This window comes from Alteromonas sp. ABD4_190 (assembly GCF_056160105.1).
In genome coordinates this window covers 2152842-2168170 of sequence record NZ_JBSWWN010000001.1, presented here as the reverse complement: position 1 = coordinate 2168170, position 15329 = coordinate 2152842, and the positions used below count along the sequence as shown (strand labels likewise).

Annotated in this window: 17 protein-coding genes; 11 read left to right on the top strand and 6 right to left on the bottom strand. The window is 45.0% G+C overall.

Going from position 1 to position 15329, the window contains the following annotated elements; translation table 11 throughout:
* Positions 1-163: 163 nt before the first annotated feature.
* On the top strand, positions 164-439 hold the full coding sequence (locus tag ACXAFM_RS09590) for a hypothetical protein (RefSeq protein ID WP_136782441.1): 276 nt from the start codon (positions 164-166) through the stop codon (positions 437-439).
* Positions 440-455: 16 nt separating this feature from the next.
* Here ACXAFM_RS09590 and ACXAFM_RS09585 read toward each other — a convergent pair whose 3' ends face one another.
* The 4 genes from ACXAFM_RS09585 to proB all read right to left on the bottom strand — a co-directional run bounded on the left by ACXAFM_RS09585 (position 456) and on the right by proB (position 4051).
* Positions 456-1358: a DMT family transporter gene (locus ACXAFM_RS09585; RefSeq protein ID WP_474828972.1), complete on the bottom strand. Its 903-nt coding sequence runs from the start codon at positions 1356-1358 to the stop codon at positions 456-458.
* Positions 1359-1367: 9 nt separating this feature from the next.
* Positions 1368-2384 carry a D-2-hydroxyacid dehydrogenase gene (locus ACXAFM_RS09580; RefSeq protein WP_474834349.1) on the bottom strand — a complete coding sequence of 339 codons (1017 nt, stop codon included), beginning with the start codon at positions 2382-2384 and terminating at the stop codon, positions 1368-1370.
* A 3-nt stretch (positions 2385-2387) separates the two neighbouring features.
* Entirely contained in the window at positions 2388-2825 is a 438-nt protein-coding gene (locus ACXAFM_RS09575) for an acyl-CoA thioesterase (RefSeq protein WP_474828968.1), read from the bottom strand.
* A gap of 125 nt (positions 2826-2950) precedes the next feature.
* Entirely contained in the window at positions 2951-4051 is a 1101-nt protein-coding gene (gene proB, locus ACXAFM_RS09570) for a glutamate 5-kinase (protein ID WP_474828966.1), read from the bottom strand.
* Positions 4052-4244: 193 nt separating this feature from the next.
* On the opposite strand from proB, the gene ACXAFM_RS09565 reads away from it, so the two are divergent.
* The 4 genes from ACXAFM_RS09565 (at position 4245) to ACXAFM_RS09550 (ending at position 9580) form a co-directional block, all read left to right on the top strand.
* The gene (locus ACXAFM_RS09565; RefSeq protein WP_474828964.1) at positions 4245-6707 is read left to right on the top strand and encodes a M1 family metallopeptidase; all 2463 of its coding nucleotides are present in this window, start codon (positions 4245-4247) and stop codon (positions 6705-6707) included.
* Complete coding sequence (locus ACXAFM_RS09560) at positions 6697-7281, top strand: DUF6702 family protein (protein WP_474828962.1); 585 nt, start codon at positions 6697-6699, stop codon at positions 7279-7281. Before ACXAFM_RS09565 ends, ACXAFM_RS09560 begins: the two co-directional genes overlap by 11 nt.
* A gap of 278 nt (positions 7282-7559) precedes the next feature.
* Complete coding sequence (locus tag ACXAFM_RS09555) at positions 7560-7979, top strand: hypothetical protein (RefSeq protein WP_474828960.1); 420 nt, start codon at positions 7560-7562, stop codon at positions 7977-7979.
* Positions 7980-8212: 233 nt separating this feature from the next.
* Positions 8213-9580, top strand: a complete 1368-nt coding sequence (locus tag ACXAFM_RS09550; RefSeq protein WP_474828958.1) for an ABC1 kinase family protein — start codon at positions 8213-8215, stop codon at positions 9578-9580.
* A gap of 131 nt (positions 9581-9711) precedes the next feature.
* On the opposite strand, the gene ACXAFM_RS09545 is transcribed toward ACXAFM_RS09550, so the two are convergent.
* Together ACXAFM_RS09545 and ACXAFM_RS09540 are read right to left on the bottom strand one after the other, a co-directional pair.
* The gene (locus ACXAFM_RS09545; protein WP_474828956.1) at positions 9712-10020 is read right to left on the bottom strand and encodes a DUF6482 family protein; all 309 of its coding nucleotides are present in this window, start codon (positions 10018-10020) and stop codon (positions 9712-9714) included.
* A gap of 96 nt (positions 10021-10116) precedes the next feature.
* Entirely contained in the window at positions 10117-10503 is a 387-nt protein-coding gene (locus tag ACXAFM_RS09540) for a hypothetical protein (protein WP_474828954.1), read from the bottom strand.
* A 382-nt stretch (positions 10504-10885) separates the two neighbouring features.
* Here ACXAFM_RS09540 and ACXAFM_RS09535 point away from each other — a divergent pair, with 382 nt between their 5' ends.
* The 6 genes from ACXAFM_RS09535 (at position 10886) to ACXAFM_RS09510 (ending at position 15237) form a co-directional block, all read left to right on the top strand.
* Positions 10886-11746, top strand: a complete 861-nt coding sequence (locus ACXAFM_RS09535; protein ID WP_474828952.1) for a DUF3014 domain-containing protein — start codon at positions 10886-10888, stop codon at positions 11744-11746.
* Positions 11733-12314 carry a DUF1285 domain-containing protein gene (locus ACXAFM_RS09530; protein ID WP_474828950.1) on the top strand — a complete coding sequence of 194 codons (582 nt, stop codon included), beginning with the start codon at positions 11733-11735 and terminating at the stop codon, positions 12312-12314. Before ACXAFM_RS09535 ends, ACXAFM_RS09530 begins: the two co-directional genes overlap by 14 nt.
* 176 nt (positions 12315-12490) lie before the next feature.
* Complete coding sequence (locus ACXAFM_RS09525; RefSeq protein ID WP_474828948.1) at positions 12491-13783, top strand: amidohydrolase family protein; 1293 nt, start codon at positions 12491-12493, stop codon at positions 13781-13783.
* A 24-nt stretch (positions 13784-13807) separates the two neighbouring features.
* Positions 13808-14395, top strand: a complete 588-nt coding sequence (locus ACXAFM_RS09520) for a YqaA family protein (RefSeq protein WP_474828946.1) — start codon at positions 13808-13810, stop codon at positions 14393-14395.
* A gap of 170 nt (positions 14396-14565) precedes the next feature.
* Positions 14566-15027 carry a hypothetical protein gene (locus ACXAFM_RS09515; protein WP_474828944.1) on the top strand — a complete coding sequence of 154 codons (462 nt, stop codon included), beginning with the start codon at positions 14566-14568 and terminating at the stop codon, positions 15025-15027.
* Between the two features lie 27 nt (positions 15028-15054).
* Positions 15055-15237 (top strand): hypothetical protein, encoded by a 183-nt coding sequence (locus ACXAFM_RS09510; protein WP_474803402.1) that lies wholly within the window; start codon positions 15055-15057, stop codon positions 15235-15237.
* Positions 15238-15329: the final 92 nt, after the last annotated feature.

Below are 15329 nucleotides of genomic sequence, written 5' to 3'. Positions count from 1 at the left end.
TCTATCAGTCTGCCCCCACGAATTTTTATTACAAACTTTTTTCGCCAATGCTGTAATTTTTTTGAACAGCGAATGACTAGTTAAAACAGTAAGTGCAGTAGCGTGCGTTTAGGGCATTTTCCCTAAAAGCCTTCAACCTTGAAATTCGGATTAGGAAAACATTATGTCTACGTTAAGTTTAGTTTTGTTAATTGGCAGCATCACGTCGCTTGTGCTTTTGGCAAGCTACCTAGACGCAAAATTTCAGTGGCGATTAAACGACTGGATGAATGGCGAATGCAGCAACCCATTTGTAAAAGGCGTGACCGACAAACAGCAGCAGCGTTTAGAAGAAAAAGATGCGCAAATTAAAGCCTTGATGACGCGTATTGAAACTCTCGAAACCATTGTTACCGAACCTGCTTATGAACTGAATAAGAAAATCAACGCGCTCAAATAAACGGTTTTACCAGCCCCTAACTCGACACCGGTGGGCGACGCATAAAGCGGGGAACTTTCCCCATTGCAATGGCGTTGCCTACCAGCACAATGACCACCCCAACCACAGATAAAACGCTCCAGGTATAGCCTTCGAAAAAGGTGGAAATAACCAGTGCAACCATGGGGTATACCAAGACGACATACGCGGCTTTGTCAGCGCCCATTTGCTTTAACAGTTTCATGTACGCGCCAAACGCAAACACAGAGCCAAAGATAGCCAGATAAAGCAGCGACAAATAGAACTCGGTATGGGTAGGAATGACTAACTTACCCGGCATTGCCAGTGAGGTGATGAAAAGCAGTACCATGGCGTAGCTCATGGCATAGAAATTCATTTGGATGACAGGCGTGCCCGAAGTCAATATACGCTCTGAGATAACGTTACCTGTTGAGGCGCAGAAAAAGCTGACAAACGCTATGGCAAGACCAGTGGCAAGGGCTGCATCCATGGATACTTTGGAAAACTCAGGCACAAACAAACACACAATGCCCAGCAAGCCAAATGTAGCACCTATAACCACTTCTTTTCTTATAGGCTCTTTAAGCCACCATCGCCGAAGCACAACGTTGATGTAAATAATGCAAGAGCTCATGAGGGCTAACAGCGCGCTAATAATGTGCGCTTGCGCCATATACAGCAGCGTGTAATTTAAGCTGTATAAAAAGAGACCGACTGCGGCCATTTTCACATGAACATGTACCGGTAGCTTAAGCGGCAAACGCCTAATAACACAGTAAACTCCTAAGCAGGCCGACGCCAATAAATAACGCAGCGCAATGGCAAAGGTTTCAGAGGTATGCCCTATTTGATAAGTGATGGCTATCCAGGTTGAGCCCCAAATAAGGCAGCACAAAGTAAACAAGGTCGCGTTATTCATAGCAGCGTTCTAACCCTGAGGCTCTGATAAACAAGAAGATAAGTGGGCAGATAAATGGGCGATAGCGCTATTAAGCAGTTTTTGCCTAGCGCCATTACCAATCCACGCATTATGCGGCGTTACCAGCAAGTTGGGTAGCGCCTCTTTAAGCAATATATGATCAACAGGCGGAGGCTCCACGCTTAGTACATCTAATCCCGCGCCGCCAATTTGGTTGTTTTTAAGCGCATGATAGAGTGCCTCCTCATTAATCAAACCGCCGCGAGCCGTATTAATGAGAAAAGCGGTTGGCTTCATCAGCGACAACGTCTCGGCATTAATAAGCTTATCGGTGGCTTCAGTAAGAGGGCAATGAAGACTTACCACATCGGCATTGGGTAAAAGCGATGCAAGACTTGGACGAGGGTCGTCTTGTTTACCTGGGCGAGCAGCGATACTCACCTGCATACCCATAGCCTTGAACAATGTCTCTACACGCTTGCCAAGCTCGCCATGCCCAACAATTACCGCATGCTTACCCGCCAATTCCACCACGGGGTGGTTGAGTAAGCAGAAATGAGAAGAACTAGACCATGCTTGGTTGCGTATATCGCGCTGATACGTCACAAAATTGGTGGCCAAATTCAACGCCAAGGTCAACGTATGTTGAGCAACGCTGTCAGTGCCATAGCCCTCTACATTTTGAACGGTGATACCCGCCTGTTTGCAGTAATCACGGTCGATATTGTTCATGCCGGTCGCAGTTACACCAATATAGCGAAGCTGACTGGCCTGTTGTAAATCTTTGGCTTGTAGCACGACTTTGTTAACCAGCACAGCATCGGCATTTTTTATGCGCTCGGCAACGTCTTCGGCTTGAGTTTGTTGATGAAGCGTAATCGCGGCGTCAAAATTAGTTCGTAAGTCATCTAGTGACGAGGTATCAAGGCTAGGCAAATCCATGGTTTCGGCGTCTAGAAAGACAACCTGCTTTCGTTTGCCGTTGCTGATCTCTTGAGAGGCGTTGTGTTTCGTCATTTTTGCCATGACCTACATCACTTCCACAATCGACTCTAACGCTGCTTTCACGTTTACTGGGATAGGAATAGCCTTATCGGTCTTCCTATCTACAAATACATGCACAAACTGGCCATGAGCCACGCGTCGCTTATTTTCGCCCGCATACACCGACAACCCATAAGTCACTGAACTTCGACCTATTTTGATAACGCGCAAACCCACAAAAATGTCTTCGGGATAAGCCGCCGGCGAAATGTACTGACACTGACTGCTCACCACATACGCCACGGTTTGCCCATTGTGTATATCTAGTCCACCTTCTTCAATCAAAAAGCGGTTTACCGCGGTATCAAAGAAACCGTAATACACAACATTGTTGATATGTCCGTACGCATCATTGTCTTGCCAACGCGTGGCGATAGTAACTTTATAAGGGTAGTCGGCAAGTGTAGGTGTGATATCAGTCATGATCGTCCCTTAGTGAATAAATGTATCGCTTTGTTGTTGGCGCAAATAATGAAAATCGATGAACGACTAACGCCAATTAATGTTTAATGTGCGGTAGTCTATTGCAGCGATTCTTTTGGGTAGCGCTATGAATAAAGCACCATATCGTCACGGTGAATGGCAACATCCGTTGTTTCATAACCTAACACACTGGCAATTTCTTTCGACTTTTTCCCTTTTATAAGCGTTAAGTCTTTTGCGTTATACAGGCAAAGACCTTTGGCAATAACTTCTCCTTGGCATACCACTTCAACAGCGTCGCCTTGTTCAAACAAACCGACAATATCAACAATACCCGACGGCAGTAATGATGCGCCTTTTCGCACTAACGCCTCTTTCGCACCGCTATCAACTTCTATTCTGCCAGCGGTTTTAAGAGTGTGAGTAAGCCACAGCCTTCGGGCATTAGCCGGTGTGCTGCTTGCTGTAAACAGAGTCCCCGGTACACTACCTTCAAGTAATGCATCAAAAGTCTCTCCTTTTCGACCATTTACAATCAGGGTTTGAATACCGCTACTGGTACATTTATCCGCTGCTTCAATTTTTGTACGCATGCCCCCAGTTCCTATCGCAGTTCCAGCGCCGCCGGCAAGGCCGTAAATAGTGCTGTCTATTTTATCTACCTGTGGAATGAGTGTGGCGCTGGCGTCTTTTCTTGGGTCTGCGGTAAATAAACCGTCGATATCTGAGCAGATAATGAGGGTGTCAGCTTGAGCAACTAACGCCGTATAGGCACCTAAGTTATCGTTGTCACCCACTTTAAGCTCATTAACAGCAACTGTGTCGTTTTCATTCACAATAGGTAGCGCATTGTGATTCAAAATTTCGCGCAAGGTATTTTTAATATTTACGTAGCGGGTTCTATCGCGTAAATCATCCGCCGTTAACAATACTTGTGCACAGGGAAAGTCGAAAAAGCGCTGCCAGTTGGCCATCATTAAATTCTGGCCAATCGCAGCCATGGCCTGCTTTTCTGCAATAGATGCGTTGTGGCGAACCTTCACTTTGCTGCGGCCCGCGGCAACACTACCAGAAGAGACAAGAATAATTTCTTTGCCAGCTTCGCGACTAGCAGTAATAAATCGAGCGAGAGACAGCAAATAACGCCCGCTGCACTCGTTGCCTTCAGGAGCAATGAGCGCACTGCCAACTTTTATAACGGCACGTTGCCAATTGAAACGGTTCATAGGGGAAAGAAAAAAGATAACAAGAGCTTAAGAATACGACAGTTGAAGCGCGAAACAAAACGATCTGTTACAGTTTTTTTGCGTTAAAACATGGTTAGTTTACGGTCAAAAAATTGGATTGTGGCAGGCATGCTTATATACTAGATGCTGTTATCTTATAACAATTCTAACTTACAAGTTGCAAGGAAACTGCATGAGCACCGCAAAACGACACCTATTCTGGCTAGCGCCAGTGTTGTCTATGCTGATTTCTCTTCCTACGACCGCCGCTATAAAACAAACAAAAGGCGATTTTGAAGATAAATTCCGTCAGCTGGACGAAGTTCTTCCTACTCCAAACGTATACCGTAACGCCGCTGGTGAGCCAGGCCACCAATATTGGCAACAACAAGTAGATTACGATATTGACGTAAAGCTGCTTGAAGATAAACGCCGCATTGAAGCAAGCGAAACCATTACTTACCACAACAACGCGCCAGATACGCTTAAGTACTTGTGGATCCAGCTTGACCAAAACAAATTCCGCGACGATTCAATGTCTGCGCTTACTACTACGTTTGGCGGTATTGGTAACCGTGGGCCAGGCACGCAAGCCGCAAGTGGCAATACGCCCGCTAAATTAAGCATGGGTGCATTGCGCCGTCAGCAGTTTGTTGACGACAACGAGCTGGGCTACACCATTTCTCGTGTTGAAGACAAAGCGGGCAACGACTTACGCCACACAATTGTTGGTACGCTTATGCGTGTTGATTTGGCCAAGCCTCTAAAGCCAGGCAGCAAAGTAACATTTGATATCGATTTTGCGTTTAACATTGTAGAAGAAGATGCGGTTTCGGCACGTGCAGGTTACGAGCACTTTCCAGATGACGAGCGTGAAGGTGGTAACGACATCTTCTTGCTAGCACAGTGGTTCCCACGCCTAGCTGCATACACTGACTACGAAGCATGGACCAATAAAGAATTTATTGGCCGTGGTGAGTTCACGCTAGAATTCGGTAACTACGAAGTAGATATTACGGTTCCTGCTGATCACATCGTATCGTCAACGGGTGTACTTCAAAACCCGAAAGACGTGTTAACTAAAACACAGCGCGACCGTCTGAAAAAGGCAGAAAAAGCTGACCGCATCGTATTCATCGTTTCGCCAGAAGAAGCTATTGAAAACGAAAAAGAAGGCACGACCAAGCTTAAAACTTGGACCTTTAAAGCGGATAACGTTCGTGATTTTGCATGGGCCTCTTCGCGTAAATTTGCGTGGGATGCGCGTGGTTATCAGCAAGGCGGTGACACTCAGCCACTGGTAATGGCGATGTCTTTCTACCCGAAAGAAGGTGGCGAGCTATGGCAGAAGTATTCTACTGAATCAATCATCCACACCATGGATGTTTATAGCCGCTTTAGCTTCGATTACCCATACCCAGTAGCCCAATCAGTAAATGGCCCAGTTGGCGGCATGGAATATCCCATGATCACCTTTAACGGCCCGCGTACAGAGCTTCGTGACGATGGTTCGCGCACCTATTCGCTTGCTGAAAAACGCTTCCTTATTGGCGTAGTTATTCACGAAGTCGGTCATATCTATTTCCCTATGACGGTTAACTCTGACGAGCGTCAGTGGACGTGGATGGATGAAGGTCTTAACAGCTTCCTAGACGGCGTTGCTGGCCGCGAGTGGGACCCGACGATTCCATGGGGCGTTGAACCACGTGATATCACAGGCTACATGAAGTCTCAGACGCAGGTTCCAATTATGACGCAGTCTGATTCTGTACTTCGCCTTGGCCCAAATGCTTACACAAAGCCAGCAGTAGCGCTGAATATTCTTCGTGAGACGATTCTTGGTCGTGAGCTGTTTGACTTCGCATTTAAAGAATACGCACAGCGCTGGATGTTTAAACGTCCGACGCCATCTGATTTCTTCCGCACTATGGAAGAGGCTTCAGGTGTAGATCTAGATTGGTTCTGGCGCGGTTGGTTTTATACCACAGACCACGTAGATATTAGCCTAGACAGCGTACACAAGCTGCGTTTAGACACTGAAGATCCAGATATCGACTTTGCTCGTGAGCGCGAAGCGGAAATGGAAAAGCCTAAGTCACTTACCGATATTCGCAATAAAGAAGAAGGTAGAAAGCTGTGGGTAGACCGCTTTGAAGATATCAGCGATTTCTACGATGAAAATGATCGCTATACCGTAACCAACAAAGAGCGCAACAAGTACAAGAAGTTCCTTGATAAGCTTGAACCTTGGGAGCGTAAAGCCTTTGAACGTGCGGTAAAAGAAGACAAAAACTACTACGTGCTAGATTTTAGCAACAAAGGTGGTTTGGTAATGCCGATTATTCTTGAGCTAGCCTTTGAAGACGGTACGAAAGAAGAAATGCGTATTCCTGCGGAAATCTGGCGTCGTACACCTAAAGCCGTTAGCAAGCTTATTGTTACCGACAAAGACAAAGAGTTGGTAAGCGTGACGGTTGACCCGCATTGGGAAACAGCGGACGTAGATGTGGAAAACAACCACTACCCACGTCGTATCATTCCTTCGCGTATTGAAGCGTATAAGAATAAGCCGCGTAACACTTACGAGTACCGCGACCTTATGCACGATTCAAAGACCGAGCTAAAAACTGACGACGAGGATAAAGATGACGAATAAGTTGTCTTTAGCCCGCCTGCTGCAGAGCTCTCATGCTCTGCTTGCAAGCGTTGGTGGGTTAGCTATTGCGGCTGCGCTACTAGTTAGCGCAATGTCGTTCAGCACGACTGCTCAAGCGCATCAAATAAAAGCCGCGATTACAACGGTACTGTTCAACCCTAGAACAGAAAATATTGAAGTGATGCACCGCTTTAATTTGCATGATGCTGAGCACGCGGTTAAAGCCCTGTTCGATAAGCATGCAGATATTATGGACGACGTTGAAACGCAGCAACAATTTGCCGATTACGTTGCTAAGCATTTTGCTATCTTAAACGCGGCAGGCGAATCGTTAAGACTTGCTGACGTGGGCTTTGAAGTTGAAGGTAAGCACTTTTGGGTTTATCAGGAAACTGCTGAACCGCCTGTGCTAGAAGGCATTAAAATTCGTCATGATGCATTGCGTGACCTGTGGCCGAAGCAAGTGAATACGCTAAATGTAGAAGGCAAGGGCAATATTAAAACCCTCACCTTTGCTGATAGCGTAAATCTGCTGGAAGTAAGCTTCAAAAGCCAAAATAGCGACCATCACTAATACCTCGCAGAATAGGTGTATGAAAGCCCACCCGCATTCCTTGTCAAACGGCAGTGATTGCGGGTGGGCTTTTTTGTTTGCGTGCTTCACGGTGTTCTTGTAGATAATGTATGCCTTCCTCAGCCTTTACCCCCTCTAATTCAAGCGCCGCATTCGAATAGGGAAAATCAAATATCTAAAATTGTCGTGTGAGACCGAAGTCGTATAGTCATATTGGCATGCATGCTCTACCTTAACTATGGATAAACAGTTACTAAATTCAGTTAATGAGGTATATCATGACCAATAGCGCTACAGCACCGTTGCCTTCACAGGTCAAGAAAACCCTATCAAGAAGCGAGCGTCGTGCAAGAAAAATGCGTACTGCTCACGCAGCAGAGCGTACTGAGCAAGAGGCAAACGCTGAACTAACGCCAGACGCTAAACCAGCAAATGGTAAAACCAGCAATGCGTTCGCTGATAAGAAAAATATCATGTGGGTGCTGTTAAGTGGCGCTATGGCATTGACATTTATCGTAATGCTATTTCTGCCCGATACAGGGATGGGCGGGGGCCTAATATCTACTTATTCTGCAATGCTATGGTGCGGATTTTTTGGTGCTGCGCTTTGGCGATACAGAACAGCAAGCGGATGGACTGGGTTTGCTTATGGAAGCGTTATTGGCTTGGTGCTTCAATTTATTTCACAGATCATCTAAATATATAGCACTGTGTAAGCCGTAAACTTATGCAGTGCGCCACCTTTTTCTCAAATTTCTATATTATTTCCCCCTTAGTTTCTGTTTCTAAACTCAGCTGTCAGGTCTTATACCTTTAAACCCGATCCAGCCACCTTACTTAAAGGTATAAAAGGTTAAGGTACTTTTTAAGTAATGCTTTAAACGATAAAAATTAGTGTCCCTATTCGTCTTCAATAAAACAGAGAGCCAACATGGCAGAGAAGCCCAATAAATCCACAGAATCGCCAAACCGTTCAAGTAAGGCTGTACCCTCGTCTCGTCTATCGCGTATAGGTCGCTTAGGCACGTTAGCAGGTAGGATTGCAGGTAATGTGGTTTCTCAGGGGGCTGGCCAGCTGCTAAAAGGTGAGAAGCCGGTCTTATCTTCGCTGCTTTTAACACCAAAGAATATTTCAAATATTGCCGATCAGCTTGCCAGCATGCGCGGCGCAGCCATGAAACTCGGCCAACTTATATCAATGGATGCGGGTGACTTTCTCCCTGAAGAACTCGCCGCTATTTTAGGGCGGTTACGGGATGATGCAGACCCTATGCCTAAAGACCAATTAATAGCCAGGTTGAATCAGTCTTGGGGCGATAAATGGCAAGACGGCTTGCTTTATTTTTCTTTTGCACCCATTGCCGCAGCCTCTATAGGCCAGGTTCATAAAGTCATTACTATGGACGGTAAGATGTTAGCGGTAAAAGTACAGTACCCTGGCGTGAAAAAGAGTATTGATAGCGATGTGGATAACGTAGCTGCGCTTATCAAGCTTACTGGATTAGTGCCCAAATCATTAGATATAGGCCCGTTATTGCAGGAAGCCAAAGTGCAGCTTCACCAAGAAGCGGATTATGTGCGCGAAGCTGACATGCTCAACCGTTATCGCGCGTTGGTTGAAAGCACTGACATCCAATGCAAAGGGAATAAGGTGTTTATCATTCCGCAAACCTACGCACCGCTTACCACCAGTACGGTGTTAGCTATGGATTTCATAGAGGCGCAAGATTTAGACTCGCTATCAAACGAGCCACAGGACGTCCGAGATGCTGTGATGACGGCGTTAATGACGTTGTTTTTTAATGAAATTTTTCATTTCAAACTGCTTCAGAGCGACCCTAACTTAGCCAACTATCGGTTTAAACCGGATACAAAAGAAATCGTGTTACTAGATTTTGGTGCAACACGAGACGTCCCCGACGCCATTTCAGCCCAATATCAAGCCTTACTCGACAGCGCCGCAGCCAAAGATCGGGCGATGATGCAGCAAGCCGCGTTTAGCATTGGATTGATTGATGAAAGTCACTCTCAAGAGCAAATTGACGCCGTTATAAGCATTGGTATGGAGGCATGTGAAGCGATCCGCTGCGAAGGCGCTTATGACTTTGGTCAAAGCGATCTCATTGCAAGGCTTCACGAAAAGGGAATGGCGCTGACTATGGAGCATAACTTTTGGCATACGCCACCGGTTGATGCGCTGTTTATACATAGAAAATTGGGTGGGTTATTTTTGCTGGCGAAGCGGCTGCAAGCGAGAGTTAATATGCGCCAAGCTGCTGGTAAATGGCTTACTACCTGACAAGCAGCGCGTTAATCCAATACGTTACGTTAATAAAAATTCAGGAAAAGCCCAAGATTTAACGTGCTATGCGCTCTTCTTACAAATCGATTTATAAAAAAACTATGGCTCTATGCCAAATTGAGTTGCCTTTAATAAGGTAACTCCATACTAAAGGGTAGCGCCATTTGCTCTTTACTTTTTGGCGGGTTACCAATCATTTCATCGTAAGGCGTGTCGTGCTTCATTACCGCCTGCAAAACGCGGCAGTGCGCAAAAGCCTCGCGTATATGGCCAGCACTAAAAAAACGCATCGGCTTATCTCTATTGTCATAAAGCATACCGCTTTGGTTATTGATAGTCAGATAAACCAGATACACGTTCATTTCATAAGACTGAACTTCTAAGTAATCGATAACCGTCGGCGACTCTTCAACATCCCGAAAATAAAACTTATGCATTTTTCTACCTCATGAAATAAGCGTGCGCATTACGCTCATCCTGCTTGGTTTTATTTACATTGAATATGTACAGAACGAGGTAATAACAGATATACGCTATGCAAGGTTTTCAGGTTCATTTGCTAGGTCAAACGGAGGACGGTGATTTTTATATCGTACAGCGTTAACTAAAACTAATAGCGATGCAACGGAAAAGACGCTGTACACCAACGCCGCCAGCCCCATCCCTGTCGCGATCCAAAGAAGCGGAAATACCAATAATCGAGGCCCTTCAACGGCAAGTGCCACTTTTGTTCTCGATAAGATGAAGCCGTTTTGTATACACATAACAACGAAAGTTAACGCGGCAATAGTTTGGTGATACATTGATAGACTATGCATATTTAAAAACAGATATAGCATAACCCCGAGTGCAATAACGCACTGTATAACAGCATAACGTTTAACCGCTCGATGTAACTTCGGATGATATAATTTACTCACGCTAACTATCCTACAGGGGCGTATTTAACTAAAGCTCTAATTAATAGGCTTAACTGATTCATTAACAACCATAATTGATAACGCTCTAGCATTCGCTGACTCTCGATTAGAAACAACATTTATACACAATCCAAAAATGTTAAACAAGTGTTTGAATTGTTATTTCACACTCACATCGTATTGCTATAAAAGAAGATAAAAAATGGGGAGTTCCCACTAATTTTGTGGTCAAAAACAAATCGGAAAATGGATTTTGAACGTTAAAATATTTTAAAAGTAAGAAATTCATTTTTTGGGGGAACAATTCTCTTGATTGATTTTCTAATTTTGAGTGTTATCTCTGGTAGTATTACCGAAAGGATATTTTTGTAGCGGAGTCATTATGAGCGAATCGTCAGAAAAGAAATCGTTAGGCCCACATTTTATTATTGTAGGCATTCTTCTTATTGTTATTCTGGCTGTAGTTTTTTGGCCAAGCGACGAAGAGCCTGAGCCAGTTATTACACCCGAACCTGAAGTGACTGAGCCTGAAGTCACAGCACCGGAAGAACCCGAAGTTTTTGAACCTACCCAGCCAGCACCTACCGTTGAACTTGAAGAGAAAGATGAAGTTGAACCGCTTCCAGAGCCTGTTGAACCAGACCCAGAGCCGCTGGATACCAGCGATCCGGCAGTCAAAGCTTCATTAATTGAGAGTTCATCTGCAGATAAAGAGACCGTAAATCGCATGCTGGTTAACGAAGGGCTTATTCAACGCTTTGTTGTATCGGTAGCTAATTTGGCGAATGATGAGATGGCGCCCAACCATCAACTGCTTACGCCGCCAGAGCAGAACTTCCGCGTTTACTCTCAAGCGGGAAAGCAGTGGATAGATGCTGCAAGCTACAAGCGATATACGCCCTATGTGGACATGTTAGAGTCATTTAATAATGAAGCGCTGCTTAATATCTACGGTATTTATAAAGACGATATCCAAACGAAGTTTGCAGAAATTGGTAGTCCAGACCAAGACTTTAACAGTGTATTGCTAGAGGCCATCGACCAGTTACTTGATACGCCAGAAGTACCGGTTCCTGTGGAGGTGTATACAGACTCGGTAGCTTATAAGTATGCAGACGATCGTTTGGAAAGCCTTAACGAGCCGCAAAAGCAGTTACTTCGCACAGGTCCGGACAATATGCGTCGCATTAAAGCAAAGCTACGCGAATTGAAAGTTTTGGTTGAAGAGCGTGGATCTAACTAGATTTCAACAACAACTTAAGGGCGCGTCTTCAAAGGCACGCCCTTTGCCCCCCGTCGACCAATGGAATCCAGGTTTTTGCGGTGATATTAATCTGACGATTGCTCTTGATGGCCGATGGTTTTACGAGGGCAGCCCTATCGGGCGGGCAAGCTTAGTTCAGCTTTTTGCCTCTGTATTAAAGCGTGAGGGTGATAAATACTTCTTAGTTACGCCCGTAGAGAAAGTGGGTATAACCGTTGAAGACACGCCGTTTCTTGTTACCCAATGGAAAAAGGAAGAATGTGGGTCTACAAGTGACAGCGTCTACTTATTTACCACACAAACGGGCGACATCGTCCGGTTAGAACATTCTGATCAGCTTGAACTTCGCGTTCCCCCAAAAGCAATACGAGACCCAGAGGCGACGCCCATTCCCTACCTATGTGTTCGCAAAAACCTGTGGGCGAGACTACATCAAAACACCTATTATCAGCTGTTAGAGCAGGCTGAAGAAGAAACGGATGATTCAGGTACGCGATTTACTATTCAGTCTAGCGGCATACCTTTTGCGTTAGGTGAAATACGTTAAACACGCTTATTCATCGTTTTACTGGTTACTTCAATGTTTTACACCAGTGCGTTTTACCCACAATTCCGTTATTCGTCATCAATAATACGCCATTGATGGCGCTTTGTTTTGCGTTCTCGGAGCCCGTGCATTACATTCGATATAGTCTATAAAACAATCAAAAGAAGACCTACATCATGAAAAAGCCTTTGCTCACCCTTGCGATTACCAGCGCACTAATCTCATCACCTTTTTCTACGGTTGCCGATACCCTCATACACGCGGGAAAAGTGTTTACTGGCACCTCAAAATCACTTCAAGAAAAAATGACCATTGTTATTGAAGGCAACAAAATAGCAGAGATAAAGAAAGGGTTTGCTAAGCCACAAAAAGGCGACACCGTTATCGATTTAAGCGCTTCAACGGTTATGCCCGGTCTAATGGATATGCATGTTCATTTATCGTCGCAACACGGCGGGCCGCAAACCTACTTAGAACGTTTTTCACTTAATGAAGCCGATTACGCATTGCGTGCAGCAAACTACGCAGAAATAACCCTAGATGCAGGCTTTACCACAGTGCGTAACCTAGGTGATGGCTATAACGAAACAGTGGCTCTAAGAAATGCTATTGCAAAAGGCTATGCTACCGGCCCACGTATTTACACGGTAGCTAAATCTATTGCGACTACAGGCGGACACGCTGATCCAAGCAATGGTATGTCTCACTTACTTCGACCAGACGTGGGCCCTAAACAAGGTGTTGTTAATGGCGAAGTGGAAGCCCGCGAAGCGGTACGGGCCCGTTATCAAGATGGTGCCGACCTAATCAAAATTACTGCAACTGGCGGCGTACTAAGCGTAGCCAAAAGTGGCCAAAACCCTCAATTTATGACCGACGAATTAGAAGCGATTGTCGATACCGCGAAAGATTACGGCATGACGGTAGCTGTGCATGCCCATGGTAAAGAAGGCATGAAACGCGCGATAGAAGCTGGTGTTGATTCTATTGAGCACGGTACCTACATGGACGATGAAATTCGCAAACTAATGAAGAAACACGGCACCTATTACGTACCTACTATATTGGCTGGAAAGTTTGTAGCAGATAAAGCCAAGATTGATGGTTTCTTTCCTGAGCTGGTTCGCCCTAAAGCAGCAGCCATCGGCCCGCTAATTCAAAATACCTTTGAACAAGCGCACAAAGCGGGCGTAAAAATTGCTTTTGGTACAGACAGTGGTGTATCGGCCCATGGCGATAATGCACAAGAATTTTCTTTAATGGTTGAAGCAGGCATGAAACCCGCTGACGCACTTCTTAGTGCTACCGTTAATAGCGCAGATTTACTGGGTATAAGCGACATTTTAGGTACATTAGAGCAAGGCAAGTTAGCAGATATTGTGGCTGTTCAAGGCGACCCGCTTGACGATATATCGCTTATGGAAAGCGTGTCTTTTGTGATGAAAGACGGGGTAGTTTACAAGCAGTAAGACAATAAAAGTGGTAGAGGTTACATGGCACTAGGTAAAAAGGTTAAGCATAAAACTAAAAAGCTTATCGATTCCAAACATATGTTAAAGGGCATTACCTTAGCGTCATTTTTAGAATCGACCATTGTTCCTATACCGCTTGAAGCCGTTATGGTGCCGTTAATGCAGGCTAGACGAGAGTCGCTCTGGAAAATAGCATTAATGGCCACTATAGGCTGTGTGATTGGCGCTGTTTTCGGCTATGCCCTTGGCTATTACCTTTTCGACCTTGTTGGCCAGTGGGTTATTGATACCTTCTTTAGTCAAGACCAGTTCGACAGCGTTAAACAACAAATGCAAAATCAAGGCTTCTGGTTTGTGATGACGCTAGGCATTGCGCCTATTCCTTTTCAAGTGGCCATGTTAGCTGCTGGCGCCACCCAATACTCACTCCCGCTATTCCTTTTAGCCACGGTTATTGCCCGCGCTATTCGCTATTTTGGCCTTGCAGTAGTGGTGTATTACGCAGGTGACAAAGCAGAGCAACTTATAAAACGCTACAAGATGAAAGCCGTGTTTGCTATCACGCTAGTGGTAGTCTTACTGTGGTGGCTTTCTAATATGCTCTCCTAATTGAAGAGCCTTTCGATTTGAGGGCGCTAAAGCTATCAAAATAGCATCAACCAAATCGTGTGAGCTCACCCTAAATCCCCATTTCAAATTACGCTAATAGATTTTTTGAACTTTACATTTGATAATGATTCTTATTTGCACTAATGTTATAAAAAACAGGAGGTGCTTATATGAATGTTCAACGTTTATGCCCAGTTTACAGAAAGTGGCTACAGCTAAACCCTTCTAGCGCACGAGAGCATCGCTTAGCAATGCAGGCACAAACGCAAAAAGCCCATCAACAGGGTAAGTTAGATTATGCCAGAGAGTTAGGTTATCAAGCCTTTGAAGCGGCTAAAGCTATTCTCAACGCGCTGCAGCCCACATCCTCTCAAAAAGTGAGCGCTGTGCAAGAAGATGTACTCGCGTTCGGCACTATGGGCATGTACTTATCTTCTTTACTTACTCTAGAGCATAAAAAACAAGAGTCTCATGCAATTTTGCAGGAGTGCCAACAGCAGCTAATTGCCATATTGCCTTTGCATGCCACTAACCCGTCTGTATGCCGGCTTATATCCGCCATTCAGCACACGCTAGAGCAAACCTACGAACCTCAAATTAGCAGACAGCTTGCCCCTGCAGCTCTGCATTAAATCAAACAGTTGAAGGAGCGAATGATGATGTCGAAACCAATCCCTAATGAAGACGGCTTTGTCTCATTAAGTGTAAGAGCATCTGTACTTCAAAAAATGCTTAAAGGTGAAGTTCTACATATGACAGATGTTCACTGCAATTGTGCTCACAGCAAACGTACGCTTCAAAACTTGCTGCTAAAAGCCGTTGCAGACAGTTCAGAACGTTAGCCTTAAACGCTAGCTAGTAAGCGTAAAATACAGACGGAAGCAAAACGGAACATAACTTGATACAGAATAAGTAACGAAATCGTTTTTATTTT